This is a genomic window from Roseateles sp. P5_E8 (assembly GCF_054177665.1).
The window spans coordinates 20899-42893 of record NZ_JBGCUM010000020.1 but is presented as its reverse complement, the minus strand read 5'-3'; the positions used below and the strand labels follow the sequence as shown (position 1 = coordinate 42893).

1 protein-coding gene (running past one end of the window) is annotated in these 21995 nt (G+C 71.6%); it reads left to right on the top strand.

What is annotated here, in order from left to right:
- Window positions 1-261 precede the first annotated feature (261 nt).
- The coding region annotated (locus tag ACXRVZ_RS13815) for an Ig-like domain-containing protein (RefSeq protein WP_458232480.1) crosses the window boundary (this coding region is incomplete at its 3' end): on the top strand, window positions 262-21995 show 21734 of its 42632 nt. Its footprint extends 20898 nt past the window's final position.

The following is a 21995-nucleotide window of genomic DNA, read 5'->3' as shown; positions in this document are numbered from 1 at the left end:
GGCGTATCCGGGCAGGCAGGCATGCGACTTCCTGTGTTGTGGCATGGGGTTTACCCGCGCGACATCGGAGTCGCCCCGAGCCGGACAGGGCGCTGCCCCCCAGCTGAGGGGGGCCGCTGTCGCCCCTACCGGTGACGGTAGGGGTGCGTCATTTATCACGACCGGCGGAAGATCTCCCGCTTGGCACCCGCCCGGTTGGAGCGTGGGCGCGCACGCGTGCGCCCCGGCCCGGTGGGTGTCCAACGTCAGTGGAGACGGCACATGGCCAAGCGCAAGAATTTCTGGCAGAAGCTTCAGCACACCCTGCGTCCCGATGCAGACAAGGCCGCCACGTCGCTGCCGCCGGCCAAGCCTGAAACGCCCACGCCGGTGCGTGAGAAGCTGGTCTTCGAGCACCTCGAACCCCGCCTGCTGCTGTCRGACACGCCCATCCCGTTGGCCGCCTTTGCGCCGGCCGGCACGCTGACGATCAACGTCCACTCCGGCGACCTCAAGGTCGAGACCGTCTACAGCGGCGGCGGCCCGCAGATCCGCGTCTGGGACAACACGCTGGGTACCTCGCTTGGCCAGGTGGCGCTGAACCAGAACGTCAAGATCAGCATCAGCGGCCTGCCCGGCATTAGCGACAAGGTGCAGGTCGACCTTGGCTATGACGACGGTGCCGCCGGCACGACGGCGACCTCGCCCTTCGCCGTCATGGTGGAGCTGGACGGCGGCACGGACATCCCGCTGCTCAGCGACGACACGCTGACCTTCCAGAGCAGCGGCCCGGACTTCTACAACCCGACGACGCTGTTCCTGAAGAGCACGGACGACATCGTCTTCGCCAGCAGCTTCACGACGACCGGCAAGCTCAACGTCGATTCGCAAGAAGCCATCACCGCCAACGGCGTGACGCTTCAGGCCAGCGACATGTACCTGGGCGTCACCAAGGCCGTGACCGACGGCGTGACGCTGCTGGACGGCTTCAACCTGCTGGGCAATGCCAGCGGTGCCATCAACCTGATCGGCGCGACGCTGACGTCCAGCGACATCGGCCTCATCGTCAACACCAGCGTCAACGTCAGCACGACGGACTCCAGCTACGCCAGCAACCTGATCAAGGTCGCCTTCGTCCAGACCAGCTCCGACGCGCAGATCACGCTGTCCGGCGCCACCAACCTGAACGCCACCGCCGGCAAGATCACGCTGGCCTCCAACTCCACCGTCACCGCCAAGGCGACGACCCAGCCCGACGCCGGCAGCACGGCGGCCGACAAGGATGCGTCCGTTGCATCGTCCATCGTCAGCAGCGCGGCCGGCGTGACTGTCGGCGGCAGCTCGTCGCTGACGGCCAGCGGCGCGGTGATCCTGACGGCGACCAACACGGTCAGCGTCGACACCATCGCCGACGGCACCGCCGGTGCCAATGCCAACGGCGCCAAGGGCGGCACGGTCGCCGTCACGCAACTGGGCGGCAACACCTCAGTCAACGTCACTGACAACGCTGCCCTGGCCGGCAGCAGCGTCACGGCCGTGTCGACGGCGGCTCGCACCGTGCACACCTCCGCCAAGGCCACGGCCGGTGGCGCGACGCAGCCGGGCGCGGGCACGCCCACGCAAGGCCAGCAGCAGCTCGCCAACAACAACGCTCAGACGGGCGACGGCGCGCTGAACTTCGGCGCCGCCGTGGCGGTGACCCATGTGGGCGGCGACACCACCGCCCGCCTGGCCGGCGGCAATGTGACCAGCGCCAGCGCGGTCACCGTGTCGGCCACGTCGTCGACGGCTACCGTCGCCGGCGCGGCTGCCTCCACCGAGGCCGATGGCAGCGCCGCGACCGGCAGCCCCGGCGTGGGTGTGGCTGCGGCATTGAGCTTCATCGACGGCACCACGCGCGCCTCACTTGGCGATGGCGCCGCCATCACGGCGCCCAGCGCCACGTTCAGCGCCAGCACGACGACGGATGCCAACTTCGGCGCCATCGCCACGTCCGGCGCCGGCAGCACCAGTGGTGTCGCCGTGGCCGGCTCGCTGGCCTTGCACGTCGGCGTGCTGGCGACCGAGGCGGTCCAGGAGGCCGGCAGCACCGCGTCGTCCACTGGCGGCGTCACCTTCAACGCCACCAGCAACACCCACCACCAGGCCCGCGCGCTGCCCAAGGTCAATGGCGCGACGGGCCAGAGCACCGGCATCGGTGCATCCGTCGCCATCAACGTCGTCGACGAGACGACGCGCGCGCAGGCCGATGCGAACGCCAAGTTCACCGGCACCAGCCTGACGCAGAACGCCAACGCCACCGGCGATGTCGACACCGAGGCCAAGGGCGGCGCCAGCGGTGGCACGGCGATTGCGCCGGTCGTGGCCATCACGGTCGTCAACACCGACGCCAAGGTCGGCGCGCTGGGCGGCAGCGACATCACGCTGAGCGGCGGCCTCGCCAGCGACGCCAAGAGCGCGCTGAACGTGCTGGCCAAGGGCCATGGCGACGCGGCCGGCACGAGCAACGCGGCCATCGGCGCCTCGGTCGTCGTCACGCATGTGGCGCCCGTCGTCGAGCTGGCGCTGGACGGCAAGTTGCAGGCGGGTGCGGCCGTGCTGCTGACCGGCCGCAACACCGGCCTGACGCGCAGCGAGGCCAAGGCCGCCGCGCGCGGCGCGACCGACAACGGCAACAACGCCAGCCAGCAGGGCACGGCCGCGCAAGGCGCCGGAAACACGGCGGCCGGCAGCAACGGCGCGCGTGGCGCCTCGGGCACGACGCCCCAGGCCAGCAGCGGTGAAGGCCCGGTCACCGTGGCTGCGGCCATCGCCATCCACCACCTCGGCGGCCAGAGCACGGCCCGCGTCGGTGACAACGCCCAGATCACCACCAGCGGCCTGCTGTCGCTGAAGAACGAGACCGACCTGGACGCCCAGTCCGACGCCAGCGGCGTGGCCAGCAACGGCAGCACCAACGTCGGCGCGGCCGTGGCCATCAACGTGGCCGAGGTCAGCAGCAGCGCCCGCGTGGGCGGCAGTGGCACCGGCAGCGTCAGCAGCCAGGGCCTGGCCCTGGGTGCGACCACCGTGTCCGGCCAGCGTAGCGACGCGACGACGACGGCCACCTCGGGCGCTGCGACCGGCAACACCGGCGTGGCCGGCTCGCTGGCCATCGGCGTGGGCATCAGCAAGTTCGAGGCGACGCTGTCGCCGGCCGCCAAGGTCAACGCCCACAGCGGCGCCGTGACGTTGGACGCCGATTCGACGACCGGCGACACCGTCAAGGCGCTGCCGGACGGCGGCGGTGCGGTGGCCGAGAACACGGGCATCGGTGCGTCCGTCGCCATCAACGTGGCCGACCACCTCAGCCGCGCCGAGATCGAGAACGGCGCCACGCTGACGCCGGCCGGCTCGGTCACGCTGAATGCCAAGACTGACTCGGCCATCGCCACGACGGCCGAGGGCGGCGCCAAGGGCGGCACGGCCGTAGCACCTGTCGTCGCCGTCACGGTGGCCAACCAGGACGCGCTGGCCCGCATCGGCACCGGCACCCTCATCGACGCGAGCGGCGCCATCGGCGTCAACGCGACGCTGGCCAGCACCAACACGACGAAAGCCGAAGGCAAGGCCGAGGGCACGAAAGACGCCGCCGTTGGCGCCGCCGTGGCCATCAATGTCGAGAACGACAAGAGCACCGCCAGCACCGCGCGCAGCCTGAAGAGCACGGGCGCCATAGCCATCTCGGCCACCAGCAGCGCGGCCAGCACGGCGGCAGCCAAGGCCAGCGCCGTCGGTGGCAAGGAGGACGACAGCAACTCCTCCAGCGACGACGCCGCCGTCGACAACCAGAACACCGCCGCCCGCAACAGCGGCAACTCGGCCGCCAACTCGGCCGGCGCGCGCAATTCATCGTCCTCATCGTCGACGCCGTCCGCCCAGGGCACCGGCGGCGGCACGGTCAGCGTGGCGGCAGCGGTCGCGGTCAACGTGGCCTCAGCCACGAGCCGCGCCACGGCCGGCGGCGGCACGCTGACGGCGGGCGGCGCGGTCAGCCTGGACAGCAAGGCCGACACCGACGCCAAGGCCACGGCCGACGGCAGCACGCGTGCCAAGGATGCGGCCAACCCCAACGACACCGGCGTGGGCGTCGGCGTGGCCATCAACGCCGCCACCAACACCAACGAGGCACGCCTGCTCGGTGACGCCGTCGTCGCCAGCCAGGGCGTCAACGTGCGCGCTGGCATGACCAGCAATGGCACGCACACCAACGCCGCCGAAGCCAAGAGCGGCGCGGGCGGCGCCAAGACCGGCATCGCCGGCGCGCTCGCCGTCAACGTGGCCGTGGACCGCACGACGGCCGAGGTCCTCTCGGGCGCCAGCGTCAATGCCGGCGCAGGCGCCAGCACCATCAGCGCGGCCACCAAGCATGCCGACTCGGCCAGCGCCACGCCGACGGACTCCGGCGTGCAGGCCGATGCCAAGAACACCGGCGTCGGTGCGTCGGTCGCCGTCAACGTGCCCGACGTCATCGCGCGTGGCGAGATCGCCAACGGCGCCACCGTCACCAGCAGCGGCGCGCTGACCGTCAGCGGCGCGCTGGAGAACGCCATCACGACGACGGCCGAAGGCGGCGCCAAGGGCGAAACCGCCGTCGCGCCCGTCGTGGCCGTCACCGTGGCCAACCAGGACGCCATCGCCCGCATCGGCACCAGCCCGAGCGCCATCAACGCGACCGGCGCCGTCAACGTCGCCAGCAGCCTCAAGTCCACCAACACGACCAAGGCCGAGGGCAAGGCCGAAGGCAGCAAGGACGCCGCCGTGGGCGCCGCCATCGCCATCAACGTCGAGAACGACGAGAGCCGCGCCAGCGTCAACCGCAACCTGACGGGCACGACCAGCGTCGCCATCACCGCATCGAGCGAGAGCGACGCGACGGCCCAGGCCAGCGCCAGCGCCGTGGGCGGCAAGGAAGACGACAGCAATTCGTCTGGCGACGACGCAGCCGTCAACAACCAGAACGCCGCCGCGCGCGGCCAGGGTGACTCGGCCGCCGCCAGCGGCGGAGCGCGCAATTCCTCCTCCAGCACGTCCACGCCCTCGGCCGAGGGCACGGGTGGCGGCACGGTCAGCGTCGCCGCTGCGGTGGCCGTCAACATCGCCGATGCGACGGCGACGGCAACCGTCTCCGGCGCCAGCATCGCCTCCAGCGGTGCCGTCACCGTGGCCAGCAAGGCCGACAGCGATGCCAAGGCCATCGCCGACGGCAGCACCCGCGCCAAGGACGAGGACAACCCCAACGACACCGGCGTCGGCGTCGCCGTGGCCATCAATGTCGGCCACAGCACGAACGAAGCGCGCGTGCTGGCCGGCAGCAGCATCAACAGCCAGGGCCTGAACATCACGGCCGGCATGGCCGCCGCCAACGGCGACGGCGCGACGCACACGACCAGCGCCGAGGCCAAGAGCGGCGCGGGCGGCGCCAAGACCGGCGTGGCCGGCGCGCTGGCCGTCAACGTGGCGGTGGACCGCACGACCGCCGAACTGGCCGGCAATGCGCAAGCCGGCGCGGGCGCCAGCAGCGTCACGGCCAAGAGCACGCATGCCGACACGGCCAAGGCCACGCCGATGGACTCCGGTGTGCAGGTCGATGCGCAGAACACCGGCGTCGGTGCGTCCGTCGCCGTCAACGTGCCCGACCACATCGTGCGGGCCGAGGTGCTCAACGGCGCGGGCCTGGGCACCGCCGGCGCGCTGACGATCTCGGCCGCGTTGCAGAACACCATCACGACGCAGGCCGAAGGCGGCGCCAAGGGCGGCACGGCGGTCGCGCCGGTCGTCGCCGTCACGGTGGCCAACCAGGACAGCATCGCGCGCCTCGGCACCGGCGGCCTGCTGACGTCCACGGGCGACCTGGCCGTCACGGCCGACCTGCGCTCGACGAACAACACCACGGCCAAGGGCAAGGCCGAGGGCGATGAGGACGCGGCCATCGGCGCGGCAGTCGCCGTCAACGTGGAACTCGACCACTCGACCGCCGAGCTGGCCCGCTCGGTCACCAGCACCGGCGCCGTCAGCGTGGCCGGCACCAGCCAGGTCAGCACCACGGGCAAGGCCGAGGCCAGCGCGGTGGGTGGCGAACAGGACGACAGCAGCAGCAACGCCGACAACGACGGCGTCAACCAGAAGACGGCGGCCGGCCGTGGCCTGGGCAACTCCGCGGCCGGCGACGGCGGTGCGCGCGACTCCAGCAGCAGCGCCGCGACGCCCTCGGCCGGCGTGGCCAGCACCGATTCCACCAGCGGCGACAGCGGCAGCAGCGAGACCGTCAGCGTCGCCGCCGCCGTGGCCGTCAACGTCACCGACGTGACCAGCCGTGCGCGCATCAGCGCCGGCACCATTTCCACGCCGACGAAGAACGTCTCCGTCCAGTCCTCCACCAACACCGACGTGCAGGCGATTGCCGACGGCAGCGCGACGACGGGCGACGGCGGCACCGGCGTCGGCGCCGCGGTCGCGGTGAATTACGCCGCGACGACGAACGAAGCGCTGGTGAACACCGGCGTCGTCATCACCGCCGACGGCTTGCAGCTCGGCGCGACGATGACCAACGTCGGCGGCGACACGACGCACACGACGCTGGCCAGTGCCAAGAGCGGCGCGGGCGGCGGCGACATCGGCGTGGCCGGCTCGGTCGCGATCAACGTCGTCAACGAGGACACGCGCGCCCAGTTCAGCGGCGGCGCGACCTTGGCGGGTGCCGATTCCGGCGGCTCTTTGCAGGCCATCACGCATTCCACCGCCAGCGACACGGCCAAGGCGTTGCCCGAGAACGAAGGCGCACAGGCCGGTGGCAGCGACGTGGGCGTCGGTGCGTCCGTCGCCGTCAACGTCGTCGACCGCAACCTCGATGCGACGCTGGCCGACGGCGCGCAGATCGCCGGCAATGTGTCCGCGATGACAGTCTCGTCGACCGCGCAGGACACCATCACCACCGAAACCGAGAACGGCGCCAAGGGCGACACCGGCGTCGGCGTGGCGGCAGCCGTCACCATCGCCACGAACGACACGAATGCCTACGTGGGCACGGGCGCCGGCACGCTGACCGTTGGCGGCGACATGGCCGTGCGCGCCTTCCGCCTCGACCAGGTCACCGGCAGCGCCAAGGCCGAAGCGGCCGGCAAGGACACCGCCGTCGGTGTCTCCGTCGTCGTCACCGTCGTCGACGGCGATGTCAGCGCGCGCCTGGCCCGCAACGTGACGGCCGGCGGCGCGGCCGACGTGTCCTCCGGCGCCACGGTGCTGGCCACCGGCACGGCCAAGGCCAGCGCCTCCGGCAACAGCTCCGGCGGCCGCAGCTCCGACAAGGAAGCCGACAACCAGGTCAACAACAACCCCAACAACGGCGGCGACCGCACGCTGCCCAAGAGCAACGACCAGACCAACTCCGCCAACACCCAGACCAGCGGCGAGACCGGCGGGCAGGGGTCCGACGGCACCGGCGTGGCGGCGGCCATCGTCGTGCAGGTGCTCGTCACCGACAACACGGCCAGCGTGGCCGACGGCGTCAAGCTGACGGCCGGTGGCGCGATGACGGTCGACGCGACCGCCGACTACAACGTCATCAATACCGCTCAGGGCGATGCCATCGACCTGAGCAAGGACACCAACGTCGGCGCTGCCGTGGCGCTGGGTGTCACCGACGCCAGCAATGTGGCCCAGGTCGGCGCCAATGCCGACCTGCGCGGCGCCTCGGTGCTGATCCGCGCCGACCGCCCGGGCGACAGCGGCGACCATGAATTCCGCAGCCTGGGCGTTGCCGCTGCCGGCGGCAAGGACACCTCGGTGGCCGGCAGTGCCGCCATCAACATCGTCACGCTGGACACGGCGGCCACCGTCGGCGCCGGTGCGCAGGTGCGCGCCAGCGCCGGCAAGCTCGACGTCGTCGCCGACCAGAGCACCGCCATCCAGGCGATCGCCGGCGCGGCCGCGCTGAGCACGGGCGGCACGGGCGTCGGTGCGTCCGTCGGTCTGAACATCGTTGTCGAACGTACCAACGCGACCGTGGGCGCCGGCGCCCAGCTCGCTGCGCGCGACGCGACCACCATCACCGCCAACGGCCAGGTCGTGCCGGCGACGCTGGACCTGCCCGACCCGCTGGGCGGCCTGACGGTCAGCAACCTCGCCATCTCCGGCGGCATCTCCACCGACGGTGCTGCTGGCGCCGGCTCGGCGGCGGTCAATATCTACACGCTGGACACCATCGCGCGTCTGGACAACGGCGTGACGGTCAACGACGCCGCTTTGGGCGTGACCGCCGGTGCGGCCCAGGACGTCACGGTCGGCGCCAAGAGCAAGACCAACATCGAGGGCGGCGCGGGCGCCGGTGGCATCTCCATCGGCAATGCCGGCGTCGGCATCGGCCTGGACGTGACCGTCCTCATCGAGAACACCAAGGCGACGCTGGGCACGGGCGTGGCGCTGAAGGCCGGGCGCGACATCACCGTGCGCGCCAACAGCGACCAGGACATCACCAGCGTCGCTGCGACCGCGGGGGTGGCGACCGACGGCACCGGCGTGGGTGGCAGCGTGTCCGTCTACATCGTCACCAACACGACCGAGGCGACGACCGCCGGTGGCGCCGGCTCGGCGCTGCAGGCCGGCGGCGCGCTGGCCGTGGTGGCCGATGCGCCGTTCGACATGACGCAGATCGCCGGTGCGCTGGCCTACGGCAACTCGGCCGGCGTCGGCCTGTCCAGCACGGTGCTGGTCCACAACGACACCGTGCAGGCCCTGGTCGGCCCGAGCACGGCCATCACCGCCGGCACGACCGGTGGCGTGGACGTGGCCGCCACATCGCACGAGAACCTCGTCACCATCGCCGTGGGCGGCGGTGCGTCCAGCAGCGCAGCGGTGGCCGGCTCGGTCGTCGTCAACGTGCTGAACGAGACGACCAAGGCGCGCATCGACGACAGCGCCACCTTCACCGTCGGCACCGCCTCGGGCGCCACGCAGGCCGACATGAAGGTGCGCGCCAGCGACGAGACCGACATCGTCTCGGTGGCCGGCTCCATTGCCGCGTCCAGCAGCGTCGGCGTCGGCCTGGGCGTCGTCGTCAACACGCTCAACAAGACCACCGAGGCCCGGCTGGGTTCCGGCGCCACCGGCACCGTCGATGGCGACCTGCTGGTCACGTCGCATTCCGACGAGGACATCTCCACCGTCGCCGCCGGCGTGGCCGCCAGCTCCAGCGTCGGCGTCGCCGCCGACGCGAACGTGCAGGTCCTCAACATCACGACGCGTGCCATCCTCGGCGACGACCCGACCGACGCCAAGGCCAGCACCGGCGCGGGCGACGTGCATGCCCAGGGCAGCATCGTCGTCGCGGCGGGCGAGAACTCCGAGATCGACCTCATCACCGGCTCGGTCGGCGCCTCCGGCTCGGCCGGCGTCGGCGCGGCCGTCGGTGTCGTCACGGCGAACAAGAACACCGTCGCCCTGGTGGGCGAGGGCGCCAAGATTACGGCCGATGGCCTGCGCGCCGGCCTGACGGTCCAGGACGGCGGCATCGGCGTCGGCTATGGCGCCTCCACGCCGCAGAGCACCAGCGGCCTGCCCAATGCAGCCGCCGGCCAGAAGGGCAGCGCGGCGGCCTTTGAAGTCGGCACGCCGACCTTCAATGCGGCGAGCGGCAGTGGCCAGTCCAGCGACGACCAGAGCTTCACGAAGAACCGCGTCGCCACGCCCAACACGCGCAGCGGCTTTACCGGTGTGGCCGTCACCGCCACCAACCGCGACGACATCGAGACCTTCGCCGTGGCGCTGGGCGCCGGCACGGCCGGCATCGGCGTCGGCTCGGCCACCAATGTCGTCAACACGACGACGACGGCCACCGTCGGCGCCAGCGCCAACGTCAACGCGGACATCAGCACGGCCAGCGCGGGCCAGAGCGTCCTCGTCGGCGCGGGTGACGACTTCTCGCATGTGGCGCTGGCCGGCGCCCTCGGCTTCGGCACCGTGGGCGTGGCCCCGGGCGTGGATGTGACCGTGCTGACGCACGACACAACCGCCAGCATCAACGGCAATGCCAGCGTCAAGGCGAAGGACGACGTCGTCGTCCAGGCGCGCAACGAGGACCACCTGCTGCTGATCTCTGCCGGCATCGCGGCCGGCACCGTGGGCGTGGGCGGCGCGGTCAACGTGCTGGTGCTGAACAACCACACGGCGGCCTCCATCGGCGCCGCGTCTGCGGTGCAGGCGGGCGGCGATGTCGGCGTGCTGGCCAGCGACAAGACCGATGTGACGCTGATCGCCGGCGCCCTCGGTGCGGGCACCGTGGGCGTCGGTGCGTCCGTCGGTGTCATGAGCATCACCAAGCACACCGATGCCGGCGTGCTGACCGGCGCCAGCGTCGACGCCAAGGGCGCGGGCACGGGCCTGCTCGGCATGCTGGACGGCAGCGTCGGTGCCGGCGGCCTCGGCGAGGCCGAGYGCCATGGCGTCATCGTGCAGGCCGAGAGCAGCGAAGACTTCTTCCACCTCGACGTCGCTGCGGGCGTCGGCTATGTCGGCGTGGGCGGTGGCGTGGGCGTGTCGCTGCTGGACTCCGACACGACGGCCATCATTGGCGCCAACACCAAGATCAACCGCAACAACGGCAACGCCGGCGCGGACTCGGATCAGGGCGTCTACGTGACTGCGGCCAACAGCGCCAGCGGCACGGCCTTCACGGGCGCCATCGCAGGCGGCTTCGTCGGCGTGGGCGGCGCGGTGCAGGTGGGCAGCCTGCGCAACGACACGGCGGCGCGCATCCTTGGCAATGCCGACGTGGCAGCCGCGGGCGACGTGGCCATCAATGGCCTGTCGCGCATAGACCTCGACTCGCTGACTATCTCCGGCGCCGGCGGCTTCGTCGGCGCGGCGGCTGCGGTGACGGTGTGGTCCGTCGGCACGCCGCTGGAGCGCAGCTACCAGAACAGCGACGGCGCGACGGCCGATGGCATGACCAAGACCCAGGGCGACGGCAGCTCCGGCTCGGGCGACAGCGACGCGGCCAAGCAGGCCACACTCGCCAAGGGCCAGGTCGGCAGCGTGCTGGGCGGCTTCAGCGGCGGCTCGGCCGGTAGCGGCCAGCAGCGCGTGCATGACCGCGCCGGCGCGGCCGGCGGCTTCGTCAACGGCTCAGGCCCCAGCCAGGCCGAATGGCTGGCCGCGATCAACGCGACCAACCCGGCCCAGGGCACCGAGGCCACCGTGGCCGGCGGCACCAGCATCACGGCCGGCAACGCCATCACCGTCAACGCCCGCCAGTGGGCGGATGTGGACTTCCTCGTCGGCGCCATCGGCGCGGGCGCGGGCGGCATCGGCGCCGGCATCGGCGTGTTCTCGACCGCCTTCAACACCAATGCCAACGCCGGCGGCAGCTACACGGCCGGCGGCCAGTTCAAGGTCAGCTCGCGGCTGGACAGCACGGTCGAGGCCATCGCCTTCGCCGGCGGCGCCGGCTTCGTGGGCCTGGGCGCGGCCGTGTCCGTGCTCAGCGACAGCAGCTATGTGCAGAGCGCGCTGGCCGACGGTGCCCGCGTGCGCGCCGCGTCCAGCGTCGACGTGACGGCCATCTCCAACCGCATCATCCATCTCAACACCGACCAGGGCGCCGCCGGCGCGATTGCGGCCGGTGCGTCCTTCACGCGTCTGGACAGCGACGGCCAGGTCAGCGCCGACGTCGGCGCCGGTGCCCGCATCGGCCAGGATGCCGGCCTCAACGTCGGTGCGCTGCATGTCAGCGCGACCGCCGACTTCGACACCTATGCGCACACGCTGGCCTTCTCGGTCGGCGCGGTCGCCATCAGCGCCAACTTCGCCATCGTCGACGTGGCGCCGCTGGTGCGCGCCTCGGTGGGCGATGCCTCCCTCATCAAGACGACTGGCGAGGCTACGGTCGACGCCGTCACCACCGGCCGGGCCGACGCCGATGTGCTGACCGTCACCGCCGGCGCCGGCGCGACCGGCGTCAGCCTGTCCTCCGCCACCTTCTCGCCCGTCGTGCAGGCGCTGTTCGGCGCCACCTCGGTGCTGAACGCCGGCGGCCTCATCCGCGTGCAGGGCCGCAACAACCACAACGGCACCAGCGCTCTGGCCAACAAGGGCGCCTGGGCCCAGTCCACGGCCCCGGGCTTCGGCGGCTTCACCGGCAACGGCGCCGTGCCCACGGCCGAGGCCAACGGCAGCGTCAAAGCCAGCGTCGGATCGGGCTCGCTCATCAGCGCGGGCAGCCGCGTCGACGTACTGGCCTACAACAACAACGAGGCCCAGGCCGAAGCCCTGGCGCTGTCCATTGGCGGCGGCACCGTCGGCGTCAGCGTCGGCAATGCCCGCGCCAACGGCGGCACGACGGCCGAGCTGCTGGGCGGCGTCGGTTCGTCCACCGACCTGACCGTGCGCGCCCAGGCGCGCAACCTCGCCAACTCCGATTCCGACGCCTCCGGCGGCGGCATCGTCGGCACCAACGGCGCCAGCAGCACCGCGCGCGCCAACGGCAATGTGCAGACGACGGTCGGCGTCGCGGCGCAGGACGCCACGATCAACGCCAGCGGCGCCATCGTCATCGAGGCGCGCTCCAGCAACGACGCCACGGCCAACACCTACGGCCTATCGCTGGGCGTGGCCGGCGCGGTGGGCATCATGGCCGCCAGCGCCGAGGCCTCGCCCGACGTGCGCTCCACCGTCACCGGCAACACCGGCCTGGTGTCGGGCACCGGCGTGCGCGTCGGCGCCTATCACAACCAGGGCGGCGAAGACGTGCGCGCCACGGCCGACGCGGCCGGCGGCAGCCTCGGTCTGGCGGCATCCGGCGCCATCGTCAACGCCAAGAGCCTGGCCGGCGCCCAGGCGCTGGTGGGCAACAGCACGTCCATCGCCGGCGGCAGCGGTGCGGTCATCGTCGAAGGCCTGTCGGACAACGTCGCCATCGCCACCGGCGACGCGCTGTCGGTTGCCGCGGGCATCGGCGCCGGCGCGGTCGTGGCCAACGCCAGCACCGGCGGCACGACGGGCGCCGTCAGCGGCGCCGACGTGACGGGCGCGAGCTATTCCGTGCTGGCCCATGCCGACCAGAACGCCGACGGCACGGCCAAGGCCGCCGCCGGCGGCGTGCTCGCGGGCGCCTCCGGCGCCGGTGGCACCAGCAGCGTCACGCCCACCATCAACGCCGGCATCGGTGACGGTGCGCAGGTCAGCGTCGGCGGCGCCATCTCCGTCGTCGCCGAAACGAACGCGGACTCCGACGGCATCGCCAGCGGCGTCGCCTTGTCCGGCGGCGTGTCCATGGGTCTCTCCATCGCCGACGCGACGCTGAACCCGACGATGACCAACCGCATCGGCACGGGCGCCAGCCTGAGCGCCAACGGCGTGGGCTCGGACCTGACGATTGCCACGCGCGTCAACAACGGCAGCAGCGGCGCCGGCGGCGCCACGGCCACCGCCACGGCGCCGTCCGGCGGCCTGGCGGCCGGGCTCAGCGGCACCGGCGCCTCGGCGCAGACGAGCTACAACATCCTGCAAAGCTCCGGCACCGGCGTCACGCTGAACGCCGGCCGCGACCTGAACGTGGAGCTGAAGGTCGGCAACCACGTCGAGTCCACCGCCAACAGCGACACCTTCGGCCTGGTCGCAGCCATCGGCGGCGCCATCTCCAGCGCCACCGTCGCCGGCAGCGCGCAGAGCAACTTCACCAGCGCCAGCGGCACGGTCGGGCGCAACCTGAACGCGCTGGGCGTGTCCAGCCAGCCCGTCACCAGCACCGCGCGCGCCTCGGGTGGCGGCCTGGTCAGCGGCCAGATCAACAGCGCCACGGCCAGCTTCACGCCGACGATAGGCATCAACCTCGGCAGCGGCACCACCAACGTCGTCGGCAGCGCGACGGTGCAGATGCTCTCCAGCACCGACACGACGGCCAACGCCGTCGGCAAGGCGCTCAGCATCGCGGCCAGCATCGGTTCGTCCAGCGCCACGGCGACGATGAGCCCGACGATCTTTGCGCGCACCGGCAACCAGCAGCTGACGGCCGGCGGCGCCATCCTCGTCGAGGCCCGACACAACCATGACGGCACGGCCGCCACCGGCCTGAACACGGTCGCCACGGCGCTGGCCTCGGCCGGCAGTGCGCTGGTCAGCGGCACGGGTGCGTCCGCCGATGCCACGGCATCGGCCAATGTCGACGCCACCGTCGGCGCGGGCAGCAAGCTCACGTCGAGCAGCACCGTCAAGGTGCTGGCCGACGCGGCCAACCTGGCCAGCGGCGACACGTCCGGCCTCGGCGCCGGCGGGCTGATCGGCTTCGGCAAGTCGACAAGCTCGGCCGTCGTTGGCGGCGGCACGACGGCCGACCTGCGCGGCGGCGTCGGCGGATCGACTTCCGTCAACGTCATCGCCCAGGGCAAGAACACCGCCGTGGCCGGTACCTCGGCGTCCGGCGCGGCGGGCCTGGGCGGCATCAGCGGCGGCAGCGCGACGGCGCGCTCCAACAGCGGTGTCTCCGCCGGCATGGGCGACACCAGCGTCGCCAGCAACACCTTGAGCAGCGGCGCCGTGCTCGTCGACGCGACCTCCAGCGCCGACGCCGACGCCAAGGGCAAGGCCTTCTCCTTCGGCTTTGGCGCCGCCCTCGGCTTCATGAGCGCCACCAGCCAGGTCAGCCCTGCCGTGACGGCCGAAGTGCGCGGCACGACGGGCGTGAGCGGCAACGGCATCACCGTGCGCGCCCGCCACAACCAGGCTGGCGAGGACAGCACGGCCGTCGCCGATGCGGCTGGCGTCAGTGGCCTCGTGTCCGTCGGTGGCGCCGCTGCCGATGCAACCGCAGCGGCCGACACCAAGGCGCTGACCGGCAATGCCACCAGCTTCAGCGCCGGCGGCAACAGCGTCGTCGTGCAGGCCCAGGCCAACAACATCGTCACCGGCACGGGCCTGTCCGCGGCCGGCAGCCTCGGCGTGTCGGGTGGTGCCGTGACGGCCACGGCCCGCTCCGGCGGCATCACGGAGGCGACCAGCGGCGCCGATGTGCAGTCGGCCAGCGCGCTGACCGTGCAGTCGACCGCCACGCAGACGGCCGGCACGACCGCCGAGGGCATGGCCCTGGGCCTGCTCGCCGCCGGCACCGGCGCGGGCGTGACCACCACCGTCAACCCCGACGTGCGCGCGGGCCTGGGCGACGGCGCCGTCATCGACGTGGCCGGTGGCATCAACGTCAGCGGTACGGCCACCACCGATGCCGACGGCACCGCTACCGGCGTGGCCGTGTCCTTCGGCCCGTCGCTGGGCCTGTCCAAGTCCGACGTGACGCTGGCGCCGACGATGACGCTGCGGGTCGGCACGGGCGTCAACGCGACAACGCATTCCGCCAATACCGGCGACATCAATTTCTCGCTCAGCCACAACGGCGGTAGCAACGAGACCGGCGGCGCCACGTCCACGGCCTTCGCGGCCGGCGGCGGCATCGCGGCCGGTGGTGGTGCCGATGCGTCGGCGGCCGTCAACTACAACATCAACGCGACCACCGGCAGCGGCGTGACGCTGACCGCGGCGCGCGGCGTGTCCTTCTCGACGCAGACCGGCGCCCATGTGGACGCCAACGGCGACGCGCGCGGCATCGGCCTCGTCGGCGGCCTGGGCGGCGCGGTGTCCAACGCGACCGTCACCGGCACGGTGAGCCAGGCGCTCGGCGCCGTCAGCGGCGAGCAGGGCATCGACTTCAAGGTCGAGACCTACGCCAACCACCTCGTCAACGCCATCTCGCAGGCTTCCAGCCTCGGCCTGCTGGCCGCCGGCCAGATCAACTCGGCCACGGCCAATTTCAGCCCCACCATCACGGCCAACCTCGGCGGCGGCGGCAGCATCAACGTCGGCCGTGACCTCATCGTCACCGCGCTGTCCTCGGCCGACACGACGGCCACGGCCCAGGGCCGGGCGGTCAGCGGCGGCATCGGCTTCGGCAGCTCGCTCGCGTCCGCGACGATGAGCCCCAACATCAACGCGCTGACCGGCAACGAGACGGCCAACGTGGCCCGCAATATCAGCATCCGCGCCAGCCACAACCATGACGGCGCGGGCAGCAACGGGCAAGACACCGTGGCGCTGGCGCGCAGTTCCTCCGGCTCGCTGCTGGCCAGCGGCGCCGGTGCGTCCGCCACCGCCAATGCCAATGCCGCAACGACCGCGCGCAGCGGCGCCGGCAGCGTGCTGACGGCCGGCGGCTCGGTCAGCATCCATGCCGACGCGGCCAATGTCGGCCACACGGAAAGTTCCGGAGCCTCCTTCGGCCTGCTGGTCGCGCTCGGCCGCTCGGTTGCCGTTTCCAACGCCAATGGCGCAACGACGGCCGAGATCGGCGGCGGCTCCGGCGGCAGCACCGGCGTCGACGTGCGCGCGCTTGGGCATAACTACGCGGACGCGCAGGCCAATGCCTCGGGCGGCGGCCTGGGCGTGGGTGTCAACAGCGGCGATGCGACGGCCAAGGCCAACGGCGCCGTCACGGCCGGCGCGGGCAATGCCAGCTCGGCCAGCACCGTGACGAGTGCCGGCCTCATCAACATCCTGGCGCTGTCCGAGATGGACGCCAACGCCCAGGCGCGCGGCCTGTCGTTCAACCTGATCGGGGCGGTCGGCGTCATGTCGGCCACGGCCGAGGTCACGCCCACGGTCAGCAACCTCGTGCAGGGCACGACGACGTTGAGCGGGCAGGGCGTCAATGTGCTGGCCCAGCACAACCAGAACGGCCAGAACGCCCGCGCCAAGGCCGACGCGGCGGGCGTGAGCACCTTTGTCACCGTGGCGGGTTCGAACGCGACGGCCAAGTCCGGCGCCAACACCAGCGCGACGACCCAGGTGGCCGCCACGCTGAACGGCAACGGCGGCGTTGCCACCGTGCAGGCGCTGGCAAACAACCTCGTCACGGCCGACGGCACCGCCTTTGGCGCGGGTGGCGCGGCGCGCGGCGCGATGACGGCCACGGCCACCTCCACCGGCACGACGGCCGCCACCAGCGCGCCCAAGGTCAACGGCGGCGGCCTCGTCATCGACGCGACCGCCAACCAGACCTCCACCGCCAACAGCTCCGCCGCAACCGGYGGCCTGGTCGCGGCCAGTTCGGGCGCCAAGGCCACCAGCGCCGTGACGCCCACCGTCACGGCCGGCATCGGAGCCGGCGCGGTCATCGACGTGAACGGTGCCGTGAACGTCGGCGCCAACGCATCGACCCAGGCCACCGGCATTGCCGATGGCGTGCAGTTCGCCGGTGGCGTCGGCGCGGGCGGCTCGGTCGCCGACGTCGACATCAACCCGACGATGACGGCCAACATCGGCAACAACGCCAAGGTCACCACGCACGGCAGCAAGGGCGACGTGCAGATGGCCGTGCGCCTGAACAACGGCGACGCGGCCGCCGGCAAGGCGACCGCGCGTTCCAGCGCCAGCGCGGGCTCGTCGATCTCGGTCTCGGGCAGCAACTCGACCGCCTCGACGGTCGCCAACCTGACCAACAACACCGGGTCGGGCGTCGTCTTCAACACCTCGGGCAATGTCCGCTTCGACACGCTGTCCGGGCTGACGGCCGATGCCGTGGGCGACAGCCTCAACCTGGGCCTCATCGGCGCCGGCGGCGTGGCCAAGTCCAGCGCGACGATGGGCGGCACGACCAATGCCGTGACCGGCGCCATCTCCGGCACCGTCGGCGGCGACCTGGTCATCAACACGGCCAGCAACTACCGCGCGACCTCTGACAGCGACGCTGCCGCCGGCGGCCTGCTTGGCTCGGGCGGCAGCAACACCTCGAATGCCGTCATCACGCCGACCATCAATGTCGGCATCGGCGCCGGCGGCAGCATTGCCGCGGGCCGCGACGTCATCATCAACAACATCTCCACCGGCGACGCCGACGCGCGCGCCGATGGCATCAGCATCGGCGGCCTGGGCTCGTTCAGCGGCTCCGACGCGACAGCGCGTGTGCGCCCCGACATGGACACGACGGTCGGCAATGCCGACGTCAGCGCGGGCCGCAACTTCAGCCTGCTGGCCAGCCACAACCACAACGGCAACGGCGCCAACGGACTGGATGCGCACGCCTACGCGAATGCCTCCGGCGGCTCATTCGGCTTCAGCGGCGTGGGCGCCAACAGCCTGGCGCAGTCCTCGGCCGAGATGACCACGTCGCTAGGCGGCGCGAGCAGCGACCTGTCCGCCGGCACCGGTGACTTCAGCGTCATCACCCGATCCGGCAACGTCKCCAGCGCCGAGGGCTATGGCCTGTCCATCGGCGGCCTGCTGGGCAAGGGCAATGCCCGCGCCGACAGCATCGCCGGTGGCTCGATCACCAACGCCCAGAACAACACCTACGGCAACGACAACCAGGCCACCACCATCGTGGCCGGCACCGGCATCGCGGCCGGCGGCAATGTCGCCATCGACAACATCAGCGACCAGAGCGCGGCGACCGACACGACGGCACCGGCCGGCGGCCTGATCGGCGCGGCGTCCAACGACTCCAACGCCGTCGTCGCACGCAACCTGAGCACCTCCATGCTCGGCAGCGGCATCACGGCCGGCGGCAACATCCTGCTCGGCGGCGCCACCAGCGGCGGCGCGCGCGCCACGTCGGATGCAACGTCCTTCGGCCTGGTCTCGCTGGGCAAGGCCGTCGCCAACGCGCAGGTCACGCCGACGGTCGCGACGACCGTGGGCGGCGTGCTCGACGCCGGTGGCCGCATCACCATCCGAGCCTCGCACGACGGCTCCGAAGGCGCCGTGGCCAAGGGCGAGGCGGGTGGCGGCAGCGGCTTTGCCAGCATCAACGGCGCCGACACGCGCGCCTCCACGGCAGCGACCGTCAGCGCCGAGATCCGTAACGGCGCCTCGGTGAACGCCGACGGCGGCGCCGAGGTGCTGTCTGCCGTGTCCGACAAGGCCAGCTCGCGCGCCGACGGCGAGGCTTATTCCTTCGGTGTCGCCATCGGCACCACCGATGCCCGCGCCGATGCCAACTCCAGCAGCCGCGCGACGGTCGGCAATGCGCAGATCACCGGCGCCAGCCTGACTGTCGACGCTTCCGGTGGCGGACGCGGCGCGGCCACGGCCGTGGCGACGACGGGCGGCCTGCTCGTCTCCGGCAACGGCGCAGCACCGGTCGTCAACGTCAACCCGACCATCACGGCCGAGCTTTACGGCGGCGCCAATGTCGACGTGGGCGGCAATGTGGCCATCCGCGCGCATGGCAATGCCGAGGGTGACGGCGTCGCCGACGGCAGCTCCTTTGCCGGCCTGGGCACGGCCAGCATCTCCAAGGCCGACATCAACATCAACCCCAGCGTGCACGCCGACATCCTGGCCGGTGCGCGCGTCAAGGCGGGCGGCAGCGTCGAGCTCAAGGCCGACCAGGGCCAGACCGTCAGCACCGCCGACACCAGCTTCGGTGCCGGCGGCGTCAATACCGGCGCCAACATCATCACGCTCAACGGCGACCATGGCCTGGCCACCGGCGACACGGTCACCTACAGCATCGGCCTGGACGGCAACGGCGCCGTCGGCGGTCTTGGCGACGGGCGCAACTACCAGGTCATCGTGCAGTCGGCCACTGCCGTCAAGCTGGGCTCGGTGTTCAAGTCGACCACCGTCGATGCGGCCAAGGACGAGATCAAGTTCGACGTCGAGCATGGCTTCGTCGACGGCCAGCGCGTCATCTACCGTGCGGCCGGCAACCCGGCCATCAGCGGCCTGAACGACGGGCAGGCCTACTTCGTGCGCGTCATCGATGCGCAGACCATCAAGCTCGCGACCAGCGCGGCCGCAGCCACGGTGGCGCCCAAGGTGTTCCTCAGCAGCGCCGTCAATGCGACGACCGAACAGATCACGGTCAACGGCCACGGCTTTGCCGAAGGCCAGGCGGTCACCTACCGCACGGCGGGCGCCGAGCAGTTCGAGGGCTCGGCCGTCGAGTCGGCCGGCGCCGACCAGATCACGATCAGCAGCCACGGCTTCAACACCGGCGACCAGGTCAAGTACAGCCTGCGCGACATCGTCATCGAGAACCCCAACAAGCCGGCGGCCGCCATCACCAATCTGGCGGGCGACGGGACCTACTACGTCATCCGCATCGACGCCGACCACATCAAGCTGGCCACCAATGGCACCAACGCCAGCAATGGCACGGCCATCGACATCGCCAACACGGCCGAGTCCGCCGCCAGCGGCCATGTGCTGACGCGCGTCGGCGCGGCGCCTCTGTCGGGCCTCACCACCGGCAACACCTACTACGTCAAGTTCATCGACGCCAACACCTTCCAGCTCGCCGCGACGGCGGGCGGGGCGGCGATCAACCTCGGCGCGGGCGGCGGCAAGCACACCATAGGCGTCGAGGGCATCGAGCTGTCGGGCGCCAGCACCACCGGCATGCATCAGCTGGAGGTCGACATCACCAGCACCGGCAGCGGCAACGGCCACCAGCTGCTGGGCGCCGGCGGCGCGTTGCAGCTGGTCAACAGCGTCGTCGACAACGGCGTGTCCAGTGGCAAGACCTCGGGCGCGGCGGGCGCGCTGATCTTTGGCGAGAAGGGCTCGGAATCGCGCGTCGACGTGGTCACCAACGTGCGAGCCACGGTGGGCGACAACGCGGTCGTGCAGGCCGGCGGCGACATCCTGCTCGACGCCTTCTCGGCCGCCAACGGCGCCGGCACGGCGGGCTCCAGCGGTGGCGCCTTCATCGCGGTCGGCTACTCCGAGGCCTACGTCAACGCGACGCAGACGGTGCAGGCCACGGCCGGCAGCGGCGCGCAGCTGACGTCCGGCGGCTCGGTCAGCCTGCTGTCCAAGAGCACGCAGAACGGCACCATCGACGCCAACTCCAAGGGCGGCGGCTTCATCAACTCGTCCGACGTGACGGGCGGCGTACAGCTCAACCACGACACCCAGTCCGGCATCGGCAACAACGGCAGCATCACGGCCGCGCACAACGTCAACATCAAGGCCGAGTCGCAGTTCGACGGCGACGTCAATGGCCGGGCCTCCAGCGGCGGCTTCGGCGCCGGCTCCGACGCGGACATGTACTGGCGCGTGGGCGGCAGCGGCAACCAGCAGCAGACGACGGTCAACGTTGGCACCAGCGCGGTCGTCAAGGCCGGCGACGACATCACGCTCGACGCCGCCATGTCGCACGCCAAGAGCCGTGTCGCCGCGAACGCCTACTCGGCGGCGGCGGGTGCCAATCCGGACTCGCATGCCTACCTGCGCATGTTCTCGGACGCGGCCGTCAACGTGCGCACCGGTGCGCTCGTCAGCTCGCTGGAGAACATCAATGTGCTGGCCTCGCATGGCGGCCTGAACGCCTATGCCAACTCCAAGGGCGAGGCCGATGCGGCCGGTGGCGACACCGACGTCGACCTGATCATCGAGCAGCGGCTCAACACGCTGGTCAACGCCGAGGCGGGGGCCACCTTCGAGACCCATGCCCTGGACGTGCGCTCCGAATTGAAGGGCTACTCCATCGGCTACCGCCTGGTGCAGGACCCCGCCTGGGCGGACATCGGCAGTGTGACCCTGGACACGCCGCACACCTACAACCAGCACATCGACTTCAACGCCGACGCGCGCCTGTCGTCCGGCCCGAATCCGGTGCTGCTGGTCGACGCGGCCGGCAATGTTGTCACCGCACAGAACGTGTCGGTCAACAACACGGCCACCACCGTCATCGTCAACGACATCACCAACGACGACATCGGCACGGCCAACTTCCGCGCCAACGGCGTCTACAACACCGACCCGGATCACTACGACATCCAGGCCGGCACCATCGCCGGCACGCAGTCGACCTTCACCTTCGTCCACACCTACAACCGCATCACGCTGACCAACCAGTCGACGAAGGACCTGCGCATCAACAACATCGCGCCGGTCAACACGACGGCGGTGCCCAAGGTGCACATCGACGTCGACAACGTGACCGGCCCGGCCGGCGACACGACGCCGTTCGAGTTCAACATCCGCCACAGCTA